This window comes from Macrococcus psychrotolerans, assembly GCF_038095555.1.
Taxonomy (GTDB): domain Bacteria; phylum Bacillota; class Bacilli; order Staphylococcales; family Staphylococcaceae; genus Macrococcoides; species Macrococcoides psychrotolerans.
Map to the genome: position 1 here is coordinate 1745901 of NZ_CP124591.1, position 17760 is coordinate 1763660.

22 protein-coding genes and 1 tRNA gene are annotated in these 17760 nt (G+C 37.9%); 4 read left to right on the forward strand and 19 right to left on the reverse strand.

All coding sequences use genetic code 11. The features are described from left to right. Positions 1-8: 8 nt before the first annotated feature. The 4 genes from QA539_RS09090 to QA539_RS09105 form a co-directional block, all read right to left on the reverse strand. The gene (locus QA539_RS09090; RefSeq protein WP_219493103.1) at positions 9-899 is read right to left on the reverse strand and encodes a sensor histidine kinase; all 891 of its coding nucleotides are present in this window, start codon (positions 897-899) and stop codon (positions 9-11) included. A gap of 14 nt (positions 900-913) precedes the next feature. Further along, positions 914-1663: an ABC transporter permease gene (locus QA539_RS09095; RefSeq protein WP_219493105.1), complete on the reverse strand. Its 750-nt coding sequence runs from the start codon at positions 1661-1663 to the stop codon at positions 914-916. Then, positions 1660-2568: an ABC transporter ATP-binding protein gene (locus tag QA539_RS09100; protein ID WP_219493106.1), complete on the reverse strand. Its 909-nt coding sequence runs from the start codon at positions 2566-2568 to the stop codon at positions 1660-1662. The genes QA539_RS09095 and QA539_RS09100 overlap by 4 nt, the downstream gene beginning before the upstream one ends. An 87-nt stretch (positions 2569-2655) precedes the next feature. After that, positions 2656-3345 carry a response regulator transcription factor gene (locus tag QA539_RS09105; protein ID WP_241427459.1) on the reverse strand — a complete coding sequence of 230 codons (690 nt, stop codon included), beginning with the start codon at positions 3343-3345 and terminating at the stop codon, positions 2656-2658. Between the two features lie 99 nt (positions 3346-3444). Between QA539_RS09105 and QA539_RS09110 the strand changes: the two genes are divergently transcribed. Beyond that, on the forward strand, positions 3445-4110 hold the full coding sequence (locus QA539_RS09110; RefSeq protein WP_419895114.1) for an MIP/aquaporin family protein: 666 nt from the start codon (positions 3445-3447) through the stop codon (positions 4108-4110). Between the two features lie 57 nt (positions 4111-4167). Here QA539_RS09110 and QA539_RS09115 read toward each other — a convergent pair whose 3' ends face one another. The 7 genes from QA539_RS09115 to QA539_RS09145 form a co-directional block, all read right to left on the reverse strand. Further along, on the reverse strand, positions 4168-4530 hold the full coding sequence (locus tag QA539_RS09115; RefSeq protein ID WP_419895115.1) for a hypothetical protein: 363 nt from the start codon (positions 4528-4530) through the stop codon (positions 4168-4170). A gap of 12 nt (positions 4531-4542) precedes the next feature. Further along, positions 4543-5274 (reverse strand): DUF3169 family protein, encoded by a 732-nt coding sequence (locus QA539_RS09120; RefSeq protein WP_419895116.1) that lies wholly within the window; start codon positions 5272-5274, stop codon positions 4543-4545. Next, positions 5271-5474, reverse strand: a complete 204-nt coding sequence (locus tag QA539_RS09125) for a helix-turn-helix transcriptional regulator (RefSeq protein WP_101035854.1) — start codon at positions 5472-5474, stop codon at positions 5271-5273. Before QA539_RS09125 ends, QA539_RS09120 begins: the two co-directional genes overlap by 4 nt. 105 nt (positions 5475-5579) lie before the next feature. Continuing rightward, positions 5580-5846, reverse strand: coding sequence for a hypothetical protein (locus tag QA539_RS09130; protein ID WP_101035858.1), 267 nt, complete (start codon positions 5844-5846; stop codon positions 5580-5582). Beyond that, positions 5843-6196 carry a TIGR04104 family putative zinc finger protein gene (locus QA539_RS09135; RefSeq protein ID WP_419895117.1) on the reverse strand — a complete coding sequence of 118 codons (354 nt, stop codon included), beginning with the start codon at positions 6194-6196 and terminating at the stop codon, positions 5843-5845. The genes QA539_RS09130 and QA539_RS09135 overlap by 4 nt, the downstream gene beginning before the upstream one ends. Positions 6197-6433: 237 nt before the next feature. Next, the gene (locus QA539_RS09140; RefSeq protein ID WP_419895118.1) at positions 6434-6940 is read right to left on the reverse strand and encodes a GNAT family N-acetyltransferase; all 507 of its coding nucleotides are present in this window, start codon (positions 6938-6940) and stop codon (positions 6434-6436) included. Between the two features lie 68 nt (positions 6941-7008). Then, positions 7009-7098, reverse strand: a tRNA-Lys gene (locus QA539_RS09145). Between the two features lie 126 nt (positions 7099-7224). Between QA539_RS09145 and QA539_RS09150 the strand changes: the two genes are divergently transcribed. Both QA539_RS09150 and QA539_RS09155 read left to right on the forward strand, forming a co-directional pair. Further along, positions 7225-7593 (forward strand): hypothetical protein, encoded by a 369-nt coding sequence (locus QA539_RS09150; RefSeq protein ID WP_419895119.1) that lies wholly within the window; start codon positions 7225-7227, stop codon positions 7591-7593. 6 nt (positions 7594-7599) lie between these two features. After that, positions 7600-8145: a hypothetical protein gene (locus QA539_RS09155; protein WP_419895120.1), complete on the forward strand. Its 546-nt coding sequence runs from the start codon at positions 7600-7602 to the stop codon at positions 8143-8145. Positions 8146-8647: 502 nt separating this feature from the next. Here QA539_RS09155 and QA539_RS09160 read toward each other — a convergent pair. The 7 genes from QA539_RS09160 to groES all read right to left on the reverse strand — a co-directional run bounded on the left by QA539_RS09160 (position 8648) and on the right by groES (position 15027). Further along, a complete protein-coding gene (locus QA539_RS09160; protein WP_419895121.1) occupies positions 8648-9028 on the reverse strand; it encodes an NUDIX hydrolase in 381 nt (126 codons plus the stop codon). Positions 9029-9041: 13 nt separating this feature from the next. Continuing rightward, on the reverse strand, positions 9042-9563 hold the full coding sequence (locus QA539_RS09165; protein WP_419895122.1) for a GNAT family N-acetyltransferase: 522 nt from the start codon (positions 9561-9563) through the stop codon (positions 9042-9044). Positions 9564-9635: 72 nt separating this feature from the next. Next, entirely contained in the window at positions 9636-10628 is a 993-nt protein-coding gene (locus tag QA539_RS09170; protein WP_419895123.1) for a FecCD family ABC transporter permease, read from the reverse strand. Continuing rightward, on the reverse strand, positions 10625-11620 hold the full coding sequence (locus tag QA539_RS09175) for a FecCD family ABC transporter permease (RefSeq protein ID WP_256447892.1): 996 nt from the start codon (positions 11618-11620) through the stop codon (positions 10625-10627). Before QA539_RS09175 ends, QA539_RS09170 begins: the two co-directional genes overlap by 4 nt. Continuing rightward, complete coding sequence (locus QA539_RS09180) at positions 11610-12557, reverse strand: ABC transporter substrate-binding protein (RefSeq protein ID WP_219493120.1); 948 nt, start codon at positions 12555-12557, stop codon at positions 11610-11612. The genes QA539_RS09175 and QA539_RS09180 overlap by 11 nt, the downstream gene beginning before the upstream one ends. A gap of 506 nt (positions 12558-13063) precedes the next feature. Then, positions 13064-14683 (reverse strand): chaperonin GroEL, encoded by a 1620-nt coding sequence (gene groL, locus QA539_RS09185; protein ID WP_219493121.1) that lies wholly within the window; start codon positions 14681-14683, stop codon positions 13064-13066. 59 nt (positions 14684-14742) lie between these two features. Continuing rightward, positions 14743-15027, reverse strand: a complete 285-nt coding sequence (gene groES / locus QA539_RS09190; protein ID WP_283711932.1) for a co-chaperone GroES — start codon at positions 15025-15027, stop codon at positions 14743-14745. 212 nt (positions 15028-15239) lie between these two features. Here groES and mroQ point away from each other — a divergent pair, with 212 nt between their 5' ends. After that, positions 15240-15995, forward strand: coding sequence for an intramembrane glutamic endopeptidase MroQ (gene mroQ, locus QA539_RS09195; RefSeq protein WP_419895124.1), 756 nt, complete (start codon positions 15240-15242; stop codon positions 15993-15995). Positions 15996-16190: 195 nt separating this feature from the next. On the opposite strand, the gene QA539_RS09200 is transcribed toward mroQ, so the two are convergent. Further along, entirely contained in the window at positions 16191-17630 is a 1440-nt protein-coding gene (locus QA539_RS09200) for a phosphate--AMP phosphotransferase (RefSeq protein ID WP_219493124.1), read from the reverse strand. Positions 17631-17760 lie beyond the last annotated feature (130 nt).

Below are 17760 nucleotides of genomic sequence, written 5' to 3' on the forward strand. Positions count from 1 at the left end.
TGTTTTAATTAATTTTCAAACATGAGCTGCATCTTAAATACTTGTTCATCCACTTCAATATGTGCAGTGCCGTCCTGCAGTTCCATCAATTTCTTCACGATGTATAGTCCTAGTCCGTTATGCGTCCCTTGTCTGCTCGAATCTCCCATTACAGAACGTTCGAATAGTGTTGCTGGGTTGGTTACTTTCTCTTTCGTATCATTTTCAATCGTTACAATCAGCTTGTCTCCAGATTGCTCATAGTGTATGTGGATGTAGCGTTCTGCAAATCTGAGCGCATTAACAATAACATTGTTAATAATACGGAGGGTTGCTTGCTTATCAATATAGATTTCGTGCGTTGTTTCTGTAATTTGTATGTCGAGGTCTTTATGTTCGATTTCTCTGAAGTAGAGCAGCAGGACATCATTGATAATACTGTTAATCGCTATATATTCACGCTCTAATTGAATACTTTCAGATTCTATTAACGACACATCATAGAATGTATTGATACGTTCTATCAGATCATCTATTTTACGTTCCATTATCGTTAAGTAATGCGTACGCTCCGCTTCTGTCATTGTCTCTTTCTGTATCACTTCCATATATCCACGAAGTGATGTCAGTGGTGTTCTAAGGTCATGTGACACGTTCGCCCACTCTTCTTTTTGAGCCTGCAGATCCTTCTGATAGTGTACACGTTCTGATATTTGTTTATCAATCAGTCCGTTAATACCATCTGTTACGTCGTTCACTCTTTTCAAATGCGTCTCCGTGCGGATGCGTTCGTTTGTGTGTGCTCGATGACTCACTTCTGTTAACTGCCGTGCAATACGCTTCAGGTCATAATGGTACATCGCATTCAGTACTACAGATGCGATACATACAAGCGTTATAATAATGAATGCGATACCCATATTTCTCCTCTTTTCTAGAAGTCTTCTTTTTTAAATAGTCGATAGCCAATGAATAAGCTCAAACTTGTGATAATGAGACTGGATATCCAGAAGTCTGCACTTAATTCTACATTATGATTCATAAATTCTGACAGCACTTTATCACTCAGCACTTTTGGTGTGAGGTTGTAGAATACGTCAAAAGCTTTATTTATCTTAGTGAGAATATAAGCTACTGTAGATGTGCCAAGCAGGATGAATATAAATGATACAATTGCTGTTGTTTCTCTTCGAATCACCATATTAAGTGCATGTACGAGACTAAATGCGCCGAGTATTATCGGTGAGAAGTTAATGAGTGAGAGCAGGAACTCCTCTACTGCAGACGTATCTTTCGGAAAGAACAGCTGTCCACACGTCAGCAGCACAATAGTACCTAGTATACATAGGATGGTAAATGCGATAAGCGCTACTAAATATTTACTGAAGTAGATCGTTGCTCTAGAAATCCCATAAGATATACTTTGTTTTAATACACGCTTACTCTCTTTATTCGTCAGGAATGAATTGATTACTGCACCTATCATCACAATGAAAAGCCACATTCCAAACACATTGTTATAATAGAAATCCGCTCTATAGTATGGAAAGTACTTCCCATTATGTCCAAAATAGTAAAGTGTCAGTGCAGCAAGTATCAGCAGCGTAATACAGAGTGCATAAGTGATGTAGATGCCTTTTGTCTTAAGTAACTTGTACGCCTCACTTCTCATATAGTTCATCATGGCGTCACCTCTAAGCTTAGGAAGTAATCTTCCAGACTATTGGTCTCGGTCATGATTTCTTTCACATCGATATCATGCTGCATCAATATTCTGTTAATCTGTGCTGCATCTTCTACATGATTATCCAGTTTTAACGTATTATCCGGCAATACTGTATACTTTAAGTCCGCGAAGCTTTCTTCTAATACACGTGCTGCGCGTGATGGATGATCGACAATTAATTTCAGTGATTTACGGTTTCTGTTATGTAATTCTTCTCTCGAGATATCCTCAATAACCTGACCTTTATCGATAAAGAGAAAACGCGTTGCGACGAGTTGTAATTCTGACAAGATATGACTTGATATTAGAATCGTGATATCTTGTTCTTTATTTAACTTGAGCAGTAATTTACGAATATCTGAAATCCCTTCAGCATCTAACCCATTTGTCGGTTCATCGAGTACAAGATAGTCTGGGCCTGCCATTAACGTAAGTGCCAAGCCAAGCCTTTGTTTCATTCCCATTGAATATTCCTTAAAGCGTGTTGCAGGATATTTTGAGAGATCCACGGCTTCAATCACGCGTTTAACCGCATCCTTACTGCTAATACCGCGTTGTAATCTAAAGTAATTCAAATTCTCATAAGCTGTAAGATCTGCAAAGAATTCAGGACTTTCAATCATAAATCCCATACGTTTACGCGCACGATTCGACTCTGCTGCTGCATAATCGAAGAAAGCCATTTCTCCACCAGTTGGCTGTAATTGTCCTGCCAGCAGTTTGAAGAAAGTCGATTTTCCTGCACCGTTCTTACCGATAATCGCACAGATTTCACCTTTGAATAACTGGAAATCCACTGGTTTTAAGCCTTTATTCGTTTTAAACGTCTTCTCGAGCTGATGTGTTCTGATGATGGATTCCATAATACCCTCCTTAAAGATTAATTAATATCATTGTAATGAAACGACTGTTAAAATCCTTTAAGAAAAGTTTAAAGAAATCATAAAGATTTATATGAGCATGAATCCAATCCCCCATACCGTCTTAATATATGGTTCATCAGTAATCTGACTGAATTTCTTTCGTATATTCGATACATGGACACTGACAGTATTATCATCACCAACATACGTCCCATTCCCGAGTGCGTTGAATATCTTCTGCTTTGATAACGGTACTTCCGGATGCTTCATTAATATCGTCAATATATCAAACTCAGAATTCGTAAGCTGAATCCCTTTATTATTCAGAGTCACTTCACGTTTCTCAGTGTCCAGCTCCAATGCTCTATGCGTGATAAGACTGCCCCCTTTCTCCACATTCCTAAGCTGTACCATAACACGCGCCAGCACCTCCTCCTGATAGAAAGGCTTTGTAATATAATCATCCGCACCAAGCATCAGCAAGTTCACCTTATGTTCAAGTTCATGCTTAGCCGTAATAATAATCACTTTCGTATTTGTATGATGCTTTATCTCGCCTAGCAACGTTTCACCATTCATGTAAGGCATCATCAGATCCAGCAAGATCAGATCAAACGCCTGTTCCTTAATATACATATAACCTTCTTTACCATCATGTGCCACCGTCACATCATAATGTCCGCTTAATGTAAGCGCTAATAAATCCGCAATATCTCTGTCGTCCTCAATAATTAATATATGTGCCATGACTTCACCTTTTAAGTAAGTTTTACTCATAGTTTAACATCAAATACGATGATGCCAATAAAAAAACAGCATTTGTATTTACAAGTTATTTGTTATAAGATGTACAAATCAGCTTTAGGAGGCAATTTAATGAAAAAGTATTTATCAGAACTATTAGGAACATTTGTATTAGTATTCTTCGGGACAGGGACTGCTGTTATGGCATCACTTAATCCAGACAACAACGTCGGTATATTCGGCATCGCATTTGCATTCGGTTTAACTGTTATCGCAGCAGCATACGCAATAGGTGATATCTCAGGCGGACATTTAAATCCAGCAATTTCGTTTGCGATGTTTTTAGATAAAAGATTATCACTTAAAGACTTTGCGATCTATTCAGTATTCCAGACAATCGGTGCATTACTTGCAACAACATTAATTTGGGCGATTCTTAAGTCATTCAAAACTGAGATTCCATTCTCTTACGGTGCAAACGCGTCTGGCGATTTAACAATCTGGGGTGCTTTCTTAGTTGAAGTTATCCTTACATTTGTATTCGTCTTCGTTGTATTATCAGTAACGAAAACGAAATTTATCGCACCAAGCTTAGCAGTACTTGTAATTGGATTTACATTAACGATGGTACATTTAATCGGAATTCCGTTAACTGGTACATCAGTAAACCCTGCAAGAAGTATCGCTCCAGCGTTATTCACTGGTGGCGAAGCATTATCAACATTATGGATCTTCATCGTAGCACCATTAGTAGGTGCAGCAGTAGCAGCAGTTACACATAACTATTTAGAATCATAAAAAATAATCCAGTACACGTGAATGTGTGCTGGATTTTTTATACACTTTAAAGTTACTTTATTCTTGCTCCGGTTCCATGCCTTTTAATTTTTTCAGCAATACTTTTTTCTTCGACATTGGTATCCAGAAGATTATTTGGCCATCTTCACTCTTTGAAACCTCATATCGATTATAACCTGTTACTTGATACAAACGCTCACGTGGCATATTGAGCCGCTTCACTTCCTGATCAAGCTGTTCATTAATCTCCTCTTCATCGCTTGTCGTGATGAAGAAAGTCATCCACATGATAAATATCAACAGGCAGTAAACTATGCCCCATAATATATGGTCGTTCCCGTATAAATGAATTGAGCTATAGACCAATGTCAAAATCACGATAAGTACAAACTGCTTCGGCTTGCGTTTTATATGTCTCATCACGACAGCTCCTTAACGGTTAAACTCTTCGTTCTTCTTATAGTATACAACTGTTGAATAAATAAGTACTGCAGCAATTGCAAACATGGCTAAGTACTGATTTTCCCCAGTAGCTGCTTGATATATTCCTAGCAGCATGAGTATCACTGAAAGCATGAGTATCATAATTTCATATGTCTTTGATAATGAACGTAACATTACTAAGCGTTCACCTTCATCAATGCCATCAATCACTTTCTCCATCAAATTTGGATCTCCAAACTTAATCGACACGTCACTGTTTGTTATCGTCGGATATGCCGTTAACACTTTAGCCGTCTGTTTACTGATGAATGTATAAAATATTGCACAAGCAATAAAGTATACAGCGAATATGATAATATGTGACCTCTCAGGTTCAATTAATATCGTTATACTTAAACAAAGCGATAATAACAATATATGATAGGCATTCACTACATTTGCTGATGCTTTATTATGATGGGTCACTTGGTAGATAAACCGATCATCTTCAGATAAATTGATATCACTGTTCATCGCTTTAAATTGCTGGACAGACTTAAAGTATAAGTATAAAGCAATCACAAATAATATCGGCACGATATACCAAAGGATTTTTATATTATATGTTGCTTGAAGTGATGTTACTGCATCGTAGAGTGCAGGAATACTGTATCCTGCGATAGCACCGAAAGCCATTCCAATCATTATTTTTAGAAATCCACTATTCTTTTTCTTACTCATAACTCATCCTCCTCAAATATAAATATATCTTCTACCCGCTCATTAAATATTCTAGCGATTCTAACAGCGGTCAGTATGGATGGCATGAAATCATCGCGTTCGATAAGTGAAATCGTCTGCCTTGAAACATGCGCAAGTTTGGCAAGCTGGGTTTGATTATATCCCTCTCTTGCACGGAGTTCCTTTAATCGATTCTTCAATAGGCGCAGCTCCTTTCAATCATTTATAATCTAATTGTAATTTATGATAGTCATTTTGACAATTATATTAGTCAAAACGACTATCACAAATCCCACATGACATTGTCATGCGGGATTATTTTTATCGTAATTTTTGTATTCATAAAGTGTAACTAACGAAATTACAGCAAGTGTGATAGGTACAAAGCTGACATAGCTTAAGAAGATATTATTGTGATTTAATGAATGATATGTATTTCCATCACTATACATATAATCTATATATTCATTTGCAAACCCTAAAATGTATTGCAAAATCACCATCGTTGAAATAACGATGGTATTAATTATGAACATAATAATTGTAGTGATTAGATAATATTGTTTTGTCATAGCGATTTCCTCTTTTGTTTCTTCTCCATCTCCCGAAACTGTTCTTCAAGCAATCCATCTTTCTCAGCGACGAGTTTCAGTGATAACGGAAATAGCACGATGACTAAAGCAAGCGCGATAATCATCAAGACTGTAAGGAGGGGTATGGGTATTTTAATTAGTGGTGCTGCTATGATCAGTATGAGTTCCACTAGCAGCATTAATCCATATGATTTCGCCATTCTTTTGTTTGAGATATATTGTCTACCGCCACACTTCGGACATATGACGATAGTATCCGTAGAAGGTTTCCATGCCGCTTTCATGCGTTCTTTAAAAGTGAATTTGTGATTACAGTGTACGCATTTCATCTTTAAGCCCCCTATTATCTTCTGCTGTTTATTTTGTGCATACACATCATGGCAAGACCAATTTTACCTTTATCAGTATCTAGGCGATGAAAAATTTTATAGGTATTCGTAGAGATAGATTGCTATAGTTAACATCAATACAGAAATTGATAAATAGATCATCATCGCCTTTTTGAATTGGTCACTGAGCACCTAGATCACCTCTTACCTAAAATATACCATATCGAGGATAAAATTCTATATATTTTTTAACATGATAATATCTATCTGTTGATCGTCGCCCATGAAAAACGCATGTTGGTCGACTTTTGTAAAGCCCATCTTCTGATAGAAATCAATGGCGTTTGTATTCTTCTCCCACACACCGAGCCAGATGTGTTCACATGATAATGCACGCGCTTTTTGAAGAGCATGCTGGTATAGTGCTTTTCCTAATCCATGTTTCTGAAATTGCTTCAGAATATAGATACGCTCAATTTCCAGATGATGTTCATCAAATGGTTCAGTCTGTGCGTCCTTTATATTTAACTTTAAATAGCCGGCAAGCTGTTCTTCATGAAATATAAAATAGAAGAATGAATGTGGATTTGAAAGTTCTCGTTCTACTTTTTCATCTGTAAAAGCCGTCTTCAAGTAATGATCAATATTTTCTTTTTTATTTTGAGCTCTAAACGTTTCATCAAATGTCTGATATGCGATATGCTGTAATGCTTGCTTGTCCTCTATTGTACATGGTTGAATCATGTCATCACTCCTTTTTTTAAAATATAACACAAAAAAAGACCAGAACATCATGTTCTGATCTCGGTCTACGGAGGGAGAAGGATTTGAACCAACGCAAGCTATAAAGCTTCTAACCGATATAAATATCGGTCCCCTTAACCAGGCTTGGGTATCCCTCCAAAATTCAATTACCTTAATATTATATGATAAAAACAGACATATTTCAAGTTTATTGTTAAATTTTCTTTGTCTAATTTAAAATGTTATTATAAAGTGAAATTAACAGTATATAAAGGAGTGGACACATGAAACGATTAAGCTATATCGTAATATTAACATTATTACTTGCAGCATGCGGGAATGCGAAAGAAAAAGAGGCACCAGATGTATCTGATGAGAATGTTAAGAAGTATGACCTCGTCTATGCAGAAGTGCTGAATAACGGCAGTGAGAGCAAGATGTCCATGGAAGTCGGTTACAAGGACAACAACAAGTTAAAATCTAAGCGATTTGATACAGAGAATGTCGTAGAACATATTCTTAAAGATGAGAATGCGAAGCCTTATATTTTAGTGAAAAAAGATGATATCCATATCTTCAGACAGCCTTATATCATCTTTGACAACGAAGGCGAATTCGATGCTAAGATCGAGAAAAAATCTGTTGTGGAGTAGATGACTATGAAGTTATTAAAAATATTTGCGATTGTGATGTTATTGATGCTAATACCCGAAACCATTGATGCAGGGGGTACGACGAGTTCGTCGGGTTCATCGTCAACGAGTTCGAGTGCGAGCAGCAGTGCAGCCCGTGCTTCAACGACTTCAAGAGCGGCAATGAATGCATCACGCATCAACACAATGAGTCGAATGAACAGTACATCACGTATGAGTTCTTCGAGAAATATGCAGCGTGCAAAATCAAACGCAGTAACCCTTGCACCTCCTATGCGCAGTAAATTTTCTGGACCAATGAAATATCAAGCTGCTCATAATCAGTTCGTGAACAATCAAATATTTTACGGTGCTATGTACGGACATTCTTCAAACGTGCAAAGACAGCAAGCTTTAATCAGACAACAACTCGGCAACCGAAAAGCGTATACGATAAGCGTTAAGCGAAATGGAAGAGAACGCTTATATGTCGTGTCAAAAGAAATTTATGATCGTGTAGAAAGTGGCGATACGGTGCATATTAAAAATGGCGTTGTGACTTTGAAAGAGTAAGGTAGGTATGGGAGTTTGTAGCGTAGGAGGGGTTGCAGCGTATGGAGGGTGTCGCGTGTTGGGGTGTAAGTGACGAACTTGTACATTGTTCGACACTTACACATGGCCGTTGCACATATTTCGGCTGCTAGGTGACGAACTTTCACATTGTTCGTCACTTACACATGGGCGATGCACATATTTTGACTGCTAGGTGACGAACTTTCACATTGTTCGTCACTTACACATGGCCGTCGCACATATTTCGGCTGCTAGGTGACGAACTTTTACATTGTTCGGCACTTACACATGGTCGATGCACATATCTCGGCTGCTAGGTGACGAACTTTCACATTGTTCGACACTTACACATGATCGATGCACATATCTCGGCTGCTAGGTGACGAACTTTCACATTGTTCGACACTTACACATGATCGATGCACATATCTCGGCTGCTAGGTGACGAACTTTCACATTGTTCGGCACTTACAAGTCAGCCATACACCACACATTATGCGTCTTATAAATACTCCTCAATCAACTTGTTCACTGCAGGTGCAATTTTTTCTTTTTCATTAATATCTATATACTTCACATCAGTAATTTCGCTGTTCATGTGAATTTCTCCAATATCATCGGCATAACGATAACAACGTAATTCCACTGTTTTATCTGCATCCGGATATGCTGGACCGGTCACGGTATATAAGTACAGCATGTTTTCTCTATCAAGTTGTAAGCTCAACTCTTCTCGCAACTCTCTTTCTAATGATGTACGGTCATCTTCCCCCGTTTCAATTTTTCCTCCCGGTAAATAGTAATGCTCATTCTCTCTAACTTTTACGAGTAATAACTTACCATCTTTCATATGTACTAAATTCGCGCATTTGTAATGTATCATCGTCATCCTCCTGTTATTCAAACGCTTTAGAATATTGGACTATACCATTTATACCACTTACATCGTCAGTCAAAAATTTCACCATAAAGTATTGACTCGGTACTTCAAATGGTGGATAAATATTATACTTTTCTGCTTCTTCAAAACCGAATTTCGGATAATATGTATCATGTCCTAACACTATTATAGAAGTAAATTCTAGCTGTTCTGCAATTCCTATCAATTTTTTAATTAACATACTCCCTATTCCACGATTTTGAAAATCAGGTAGTACTGAAACTGGTGCAAGTGCCAATGATTCAATATATTCTTCATCATTGTTAATAGTAATTCTAGACATCATGATATGTCCTACAATTTTTCCGGATTCAATTGCAACCAATGAGAGTTCAGCTATATATGCATCTGAATCTTTAATCTTAATCACTAGATTATGTTCATTATGATCGCTCATTTCTTCATTTTTAAAAGCTAGTTGTACTACTTCTTGAATTTCTTTATATTCTTCATTTGTTGCTATTCTAATTTCTATCATAATTCAACCTCCAGTTTCATGTTTCATATAATTATACATGATGTTAATCACTCAAATAAAGAGCTTGAGATTCTATCCCAAACTCTTAAATCGTTTACTAAACAACAAATACATAAAGAATGGTGCACCGATAAGAGCAGTGAATACACCTGCTGGAATTTCAACTGGTAAAAATATTGTTCTACCTATCAAGTCACTTAACAGTAAAATCACACCACCGATGACACCACTCGTAAATACAAACTGCGTAAATGAATGATGCTTTATTTTTTTCGCGATGTGTGGTGCGATTAAACCAACAAACTGAATACCACCTACGAAGCTTACACTTATTGCCGTAAGGATACTGACACAAACAAGCGTTAATATTGTCATGCTTTGATAACTTAATCCTAATCCATGTGACATGCTGTAACCTAACTGATGAATATCCAGATGCCTCGTATAATATGCCATCACAATCATAACGATGATGATGATCAGCGTTATGACAATAACTTGATAATATTCAGCAAGATGTACGGAACCTGTAATCCATATTTGAGCCTGCGCACTTCTTTTATTAGAAGACATAATGAGAAACATTATTATCCCCTGAAAGAAGATATTCATGCAGATACCAAGCAGTATAAGACGTTCCTTTAAGAACGTGCACTTTAATGCGAAGTGATATAACACGAATGTGACGAGAATTGCACCGACAATAGATGCGATACTTTGAAACGCTATCGGAAATAGTAATTGTTCTGTCGCAGTTGTCAGTATAATCAAGAAGAATAAACTACCGACGACCGCTCCTTGTGAAATCCCGATAACGTCAGGTGAAGCCAGTTCATTTTTAGTAATTCGCTGCAGCAAACATCCGGCTACACCAAGCGCCGCACCTGCTATTATAGCAAGCAGTACTCTCGGTAAACGCAGCGAGCGAATAATTAAATTCGTATACGTATCACTCTGACCCGCAAAACTTTTTACAATTTCAACCGGATGAATGAAACCATCACCAAACATTAGTCCTATCATCATTACAAGCAGCAGCAATATAATATTCACGATATATTTCATGACATCTGCTCCTTACGCTTAAGAATCAAATAGAAGAATATCGGTGAACCTATCATCGCTGTTGCAATTCCAACCGGTATCTCCTGAGGAAATAACAGATAACGGCTCAGTATATCACTTGTAACGAGTAGTACTGCACCGATCAGTCCTGCAGCTGGTAACAGCACAATATGATTATGACTTGAAACCATCATTTTCGTAATGTGGGGTGTAATCAGACCAATAAATGCAATCGGACCTGCAATTGCAACAGATGCACCACTGAGTAAAGCAACACTCAGCATAGTAATAAACTTAATACGCAGTATATTCCCACCGACCGACTTTAATGCCGTATCGTCCAGATAATAAACATTCAAATTTTTAATGTTATAAATCGTGAGCGTTATTCCAATAACAATAAAAGGCCATAAATGTGTGAGTATCGATAATTTCTTATTGCTAACTGCACCACTTAACCAGTAGATTACTTGTTCAATCGCTGATTCATTGTAAATGAGTAACCCTTGTGTTACTGCCATACAAAAAGCACTAATACTTGCACCAAACAACGTTAGTTCCATTATTGATAATGGTCTTACCGGTAATGTCGTTGCTCCGACAATCATCGCAGCAACAACACATGCACCGATAAATGCGATAACACTTAATTGAAATGTTCCATTAATATTAAATATGACGATTGCAGTAACAACGAATAAACTCGCACCACTATTAACACCCATAATCCCCGGACTCGCAAACGGATTACGCGTCACGGTCTGAATGAGTACACCACTTATCCCGAGCATCAATCCGATCAGTGCTGCAAGAAGTGTTCTTGGCAATCTTAAGTTCATTAGAATATTGTGATCGTCGATGTGCTGGTTTTGAAATAATGCATGAAACACATCTGACACAGTAAAAACTTTATAACCAAACATTAAACTGCATATCATACTGACAATTAACAGCAATGAAAGTAAAACTAACTTTATGCCATTACTTTGCACTTAAAATTTTGTCCTTTAAATCATCAAGCATCATATGTGCTGATAATACACCACCTGAAGTGTTCCAGATTGAGTCGTCAACTTTCATTGCATGGTTTTGTTTTGAAGCCTTTAATGCTTTGAATGCAGGATCATTAACCCATTCTTTCTCTACAGCTGTAACATCTTCTTTCGGTGTATTGAATGTGAAGTAGAATAAGTAATCGCCATCCATTGCGCTAATACGCTCTTTCGTTAAACCTTTTTCTGCAAAATCATCTTTATCCTGACCTTTAGGACGCTTTAAACCCACTTCATCTAAAATAACACCAGAGAATGTATCTTTATGGTAAATTCTTACGTCACCCGGCATGAAACGAACCATTGAGATTTCTGAATTAATCTTGTCTCCTAAAGCTTCGCGTGTTTTATCAACATGTTTCGTGTAATCAGCTAATACTTCTTTCCCTTTATCTTCTTTGTTTACAGCTTTCGCGTATAATTTGAAGTTCTCTTTCCAGTCACCACGTAACTCTTCAGAGAATACAGTTGGTGCAATCGCTGATAACTTTTTATATTGTGCTTCTTGTCTGAATTTGTTTCCGATAATTAAGTCTGGTTTTAGCTTAACAATACGCTCAATATTGATTTCACTTTCATTACCGACTGGTTCGATACCTTTATATTTATCCTTTAAGTGATCATACCATGGATCTCCAGCGTAAGAATTTGCTGCTCCGACAGGTTTTACACCTAATGCAATAAGCGCTTCAGTACCTTCGTTCGTTAACACGACAACACGCTTCGGATCTTTTGGTACTTCAGTTGTACCCATAGCATGTTTAACAGAAACTGTATCCTTTGAACCGTCTTTCTTCTCTTCCTTTGATGCAGATGGATTACCACATGCAGCAAGTAATGTGATAAATGCGATGAATAATATGTATAACTTTTTCATTCCTTAACCTCCTGTAATTGAGAATTATTATCATTGATAATTCTTCTCAATTGTAAAGATGATAAATAAAATTGTCAACGAAAATTGTACATTTTTTAAGTACATGTTCAAATGATTAGGCTGTTGTCTGAGGAAGTAGCTTTGAGCGAGGAAGATGTTGATTGACTTGGCTCATGTTTTTATTTTATGAGCCAACTTGATTAACATTACTCTGGTCTCAGGGACATCTTGGCTCATGTTTTTATTTTATGAGCCAAATTGTAGCTAGAACAAGAACAAGACGGTGCATCTTGGCTCATGTTTTTATTTTATGGGCCAACTTGAGCAGCTCTACTCTGGTCTCAGGGACACCTTGGCTCATGTTTTTATTTTATGAGCCAACTTGAGCAGCTCTACTCTGGTCTTAGGGGCATCTTGGCTCATGTTTATTTTTTACGAGCCAACTTGAACCACTATCCATAAACAAAAAAACCGACCATCATTTCTGATGATCGGTATAGTTTAAATTACATCATTCCTGGCATGCCGCCCATTCCCATGTCTGGTGCTGGATTATCTTCTGGCATTTCTGCTACTACTGCCTCAGTTGTTAAGAACATTGCCGCAACACTTGCTGCGTTTTGTAATGCTGAGCGCGTTACTTTTGTTGGGTCAACGATACCTGCGTCGATCATGTTTACCCACTCATCCGTTGCAGCGTTATAGCCGACACCTGTTTCAGCGTGTTTAATCTTCTCAACAATCACTGAGCCTTCAAGTCCTGCATTCTCAGCGATTTGACGGATTGGTGCTTCAAGTGCTTTCAGTACGATCTTCACACCTGTCGCAACGTCGCCCGTTGCTTCAACTGCTGCAACCTTGTTGTAGATAGATACTAATGCTGTTCCTCCACCTGCAACGATACCTTCTTCTACTGCTGCGCGTGTAGAGTTTAATGCATCTTCGATACGTAATTTGCGTTCTTTAAGTTCTGTTTCAGTTGCAGCACCGACTTTAATCACTGCAACACCACCTGCTAGCTTCGCTAAACGTTCTTGTAATTTCTCTTTATCAAATTCAGAAGTTGTTTCTTCGATTTGAGCTTTTAATTGTCCAACACGTGCATCGATGTTTGAAGCATCGCCGCGTCCTTCAACGATTGTTGTGTTATCTTTCGTTACATGAACTTTACTAGCGTTACCTAACATTTCTACTGTTGTGTCTTTTAATTCTAATCCAAGGTCGTCAGTAATCACTTGTCCACCTGTAAGAATCGCTAAGTCTTCTAACATCGCTTTACGACGGTCACCAAATCCTGGTGCTTTAACTGCTACTGCAGTGAATGTTCCGCGTAGACGGTTCAATACGATGTTTGTCAGTGCGTCGCCATCAACGTCTTCAGCTACGATTAAGATTGGACGTGATGTTTGAACGACTTGTTCTAAGATCGGTAAGATGTCCTGGAATGAAGAGATCTTCTTATCTGTAATTAAGATGTAAGGATTCTCTAAGTCTGCAATCATCTTATCTGAATCTGTTACCATGTAAGGTGAAGCATAGCCACGATCGAACTGCATACCTTCAACGACTTCAAGTTCAGTCTTGAATCCTTTAGATTCTTCGATTGTGATGACACCGTCGTTACCGACTTTCTCCATTGCTTCAGAGATGAACTGACCGATTTCTTCGTCAGCTGCTGAGATGCTACCTACTTGCGCGATTTCTTCTTTGCTTGATACTGCTTTAGAGATTGCTGCAAGTTCTTCTAGTGCTACTGCTACTGCTTTATCGATACCTTGACGAATACCAACTGGGTTAGCGCCACTCGTTACGTTCTTCAGACCTTCTTGAATCATGGCTTGTGCGAGTACCGTTGCAGTTGTCGTACCGTCACCAGCAATTTCATTTGTCTTGTTCGCTACTTCAGCAACAAGTTTTGCACCCATGTTCTCATAAGGATCTTCTAATTCAATTTCTTTCGCAATTGTTACACCATCATTTGTAATTAAAGGTGCAACAAACTTCTTATCTAATACAACGTTACGTCCTTTAGGTCCAAGTGTTACTTTAACTGCGTCTGCTAATTTATCTACACCTGCAAGCATTGCTCGTCTTGCATCTTCAGAAAACTTAATCTCTTTAACCATTAGTTAATTCCTCCATTTATTAATAAATTTGTGAATTATATCTTCTATACTTCTATCTGCTATTCTACTATTGCAATAATATCTTCTTCTTTTAATACGATATAAGATTCATCACCAGTCTTAACTTCAGTACCGCCGAATGGCTCATACACGACACGGTCACCAACGCTAACACCAATCTCAACGCGTTCACCATTATTCAGGATGCGTCCTGTACCTACTGCAACTACAGTCCCTTCATTTGTCTTCTCTTTCGCAGAATCTGTTAAGACGATTCCACTTGCTGTCGTTGTCTCTCTTTCATTCTTTTGAATTACAACACGATTTCCATATGGTTTTAACACGATTTTTTCCTCCTTATAATCACATTAATGATTTTTTAGCACTCTCTTATATGTAGTGCTAATATAATTTCATAATAATCAAAGAAGGTCAAAATTGCAAACATTTTACTTTATTTTTATTAATAATATTTGATTGCTCTCTTATTGCTTTCTAATTAATGGATAGTTACGGTACAATGAATAAGGATATTATTTATTAGAGGAGTTTTAAAGTGAAGCATAATAGAAAATGGATTAACATCCTTACTGTATTACTTTATATCGGATCACAATTATTCGTATTAATACCGACCAGTATCTTTCTTAAGCAAGGGCTTGATAACGATGCAGCGTTCTTAAAATCCATCCCATATTACGTCGGGTCATTTGTCGTAGCAAGTATTCTTGTTATCTATATCAATACGAAAATCAAAAATAAGACACACCTTGAACGTTCAGTTAAGACTGATACGTTATCAACAATCGGGTTAATCATCGGAGGATTATTCATTTCATTATTTACGCAGATGATGCTCGGCATGGTCAATACATATATATTAAATCAACCTATGGAAAGTCAGAATACGACGCAGATTATGGGTATCGCGAAACAAGCTCCTATATTCATTATACTGATTGCAATTGTCGGACCGATATTGGAAGAATTCGTATTCAGAAAAGTTATATTCGGGGAGTTTTATGAACTAATTAAAGGAAACCGCGCCGTTGCTTTTACAATCAGCGTACTCATCAGCGGCTTTATCTTCTCAGCAGCACACAGTGATTTCAATCATACACTCATTTACATGGGCATGTCAGTCGTATTCAGTGGTTTATATGTATTATCGAATCGTATCATCGTGCCAATCGCAGCACATATGCTGATGAATGGATTCGTCGTCTTAATGCAAGTTGTATTCGCTGATAAAGTGATTGAAGCACAGAAACAATTAGAGCAGACAAACTTTATATGGCATTTATTTAACTAAAATAAGCTTGAGACAAATGTCTCAAGCTTATTTTTTAGGATTTTGTTCGTGGCTAAACGCGTGTCACGTCCTTTTTACGGCGTTCCACTCGCTGACCCTTTCGGCATAATGCAAACAACACAGAAAACAAAGAACTTTTTCTTTGCGTTGTTCACATTATGCTTTGGGTCAGGACGCGCGTGTCACGTCCTTTTACTACCAAAGCTTCTTCACATTCCACAGTCGTTCTTCACATACGGAGATGATGGTTTTCAGTGCTTTAATTCGTGCGGCTCGTTTGTTGTTTGCCGGGATAATTACCCACGGTGCATGTTCGGTTGTCGTATTATCAATCATATCTTTACTTGCTTCAAGATATAGGTCCCACTTCTCACGGTTACGCCAGTCTTCATCTGTTATCTTCCATTGCTTCTCAGGGGTAACTTGTCGTTCTTCAAAGCGTTTCAACTGTTCATCTTTATCCAGAACAAGGAAGAACTTAATCACAATGGCACCTTCTATCGTCAATGCTTTCTCAAATTTATTAATCTCATCGTATGCGCGCTGCCATTCTTTATTCGTTGCGAAGCCTTCCACACGTTCAACGAGTACACGTCCATACCAGCTGCGGTCGAAGATTTCGATATGCCCGCTTCTCGGCACATCTGTCGCAAAGCGCCATAAATAGTGATAGCTCAGTTCTGTTTCAGTTGGTGCACTGATGGCATTCACTTCGTATCCTGTTGGATCCAGACTTTCACGGACACGTTTAATATTACCGCCCTTACCTGCAGCGTCCATGCCTTCATATACGAGCATCAGAGGAATTTTACGTTCATACAGTGCATATTGAAGTTCACGGATACGCGCCTGTAATTTCGGTAATAGTTCTTTATATTCTGCTTTAGACATATCATCCGACGTATCCTCGAACATGTCTGTTGAGAAGTCTTCTGTAAAGGCGCCGTCTCGTTCATCTTGCTTAGATTTCTCTTTAGCTTTCAGCGCTTTTTCAAGTCGCTTAATGATGACTTCGTACATTTCATTGACTGCTTTACCACGTTCTGTATAGTCGATATGTGTCCATGGTGCAATCTCTTCTGTCGCTTTCATCAAATCAATCATACCGTCCTGGTAGACTTTGGTCGGAATACTCGTTTCATATTCCTGAGCTTTCCAGCGTGTCAATGGATTCTTCTTCGTCTGCTCTATATGCTCCTGACGCTTTTGTTCATTTACTGATAGATAAAATTTAATAATCACATAGCCATCATCTGACAACATCGATTCAAACCCTTTAATTTCCTGCGTTAATAAATCATAGTCTTTAATGATATCTTTCTTATAGCCATGCTCTTCAAAATCAAGTTTCTGGGCATACCAACTCCTAAAGAACAGCGTTACCCCGCCTTTTTTCGGAATGTTGTTCCAATATGGGTACAGGAATGGATAGCGTAATAACTCTTCATCCGGACGTTTCGTCGCATAGAAGTTTGTATATTTTGCATCAAGCGTCAGCAAGAGTTCGTTAGATAGTCGTGACTTTCCTGAAGCTGGTATCCCCTCAAATACAATCATAACCGGAATGCCTGCTTCATGTGTCTTTCTTACGAGCTCTGCTGTCGTAAGCTGTAACTGTTTATCTATTTTCGTCATATGACCCCTCCTCAGCGTATTAATTTAATTATACTATTAAATAACAGATTTTTAAGAATTTTTGTATTTCATTATTTCGATTATTGAAGTATTATTAGAATAGTAAGAAAAATCAGACAATGAGGAGCAG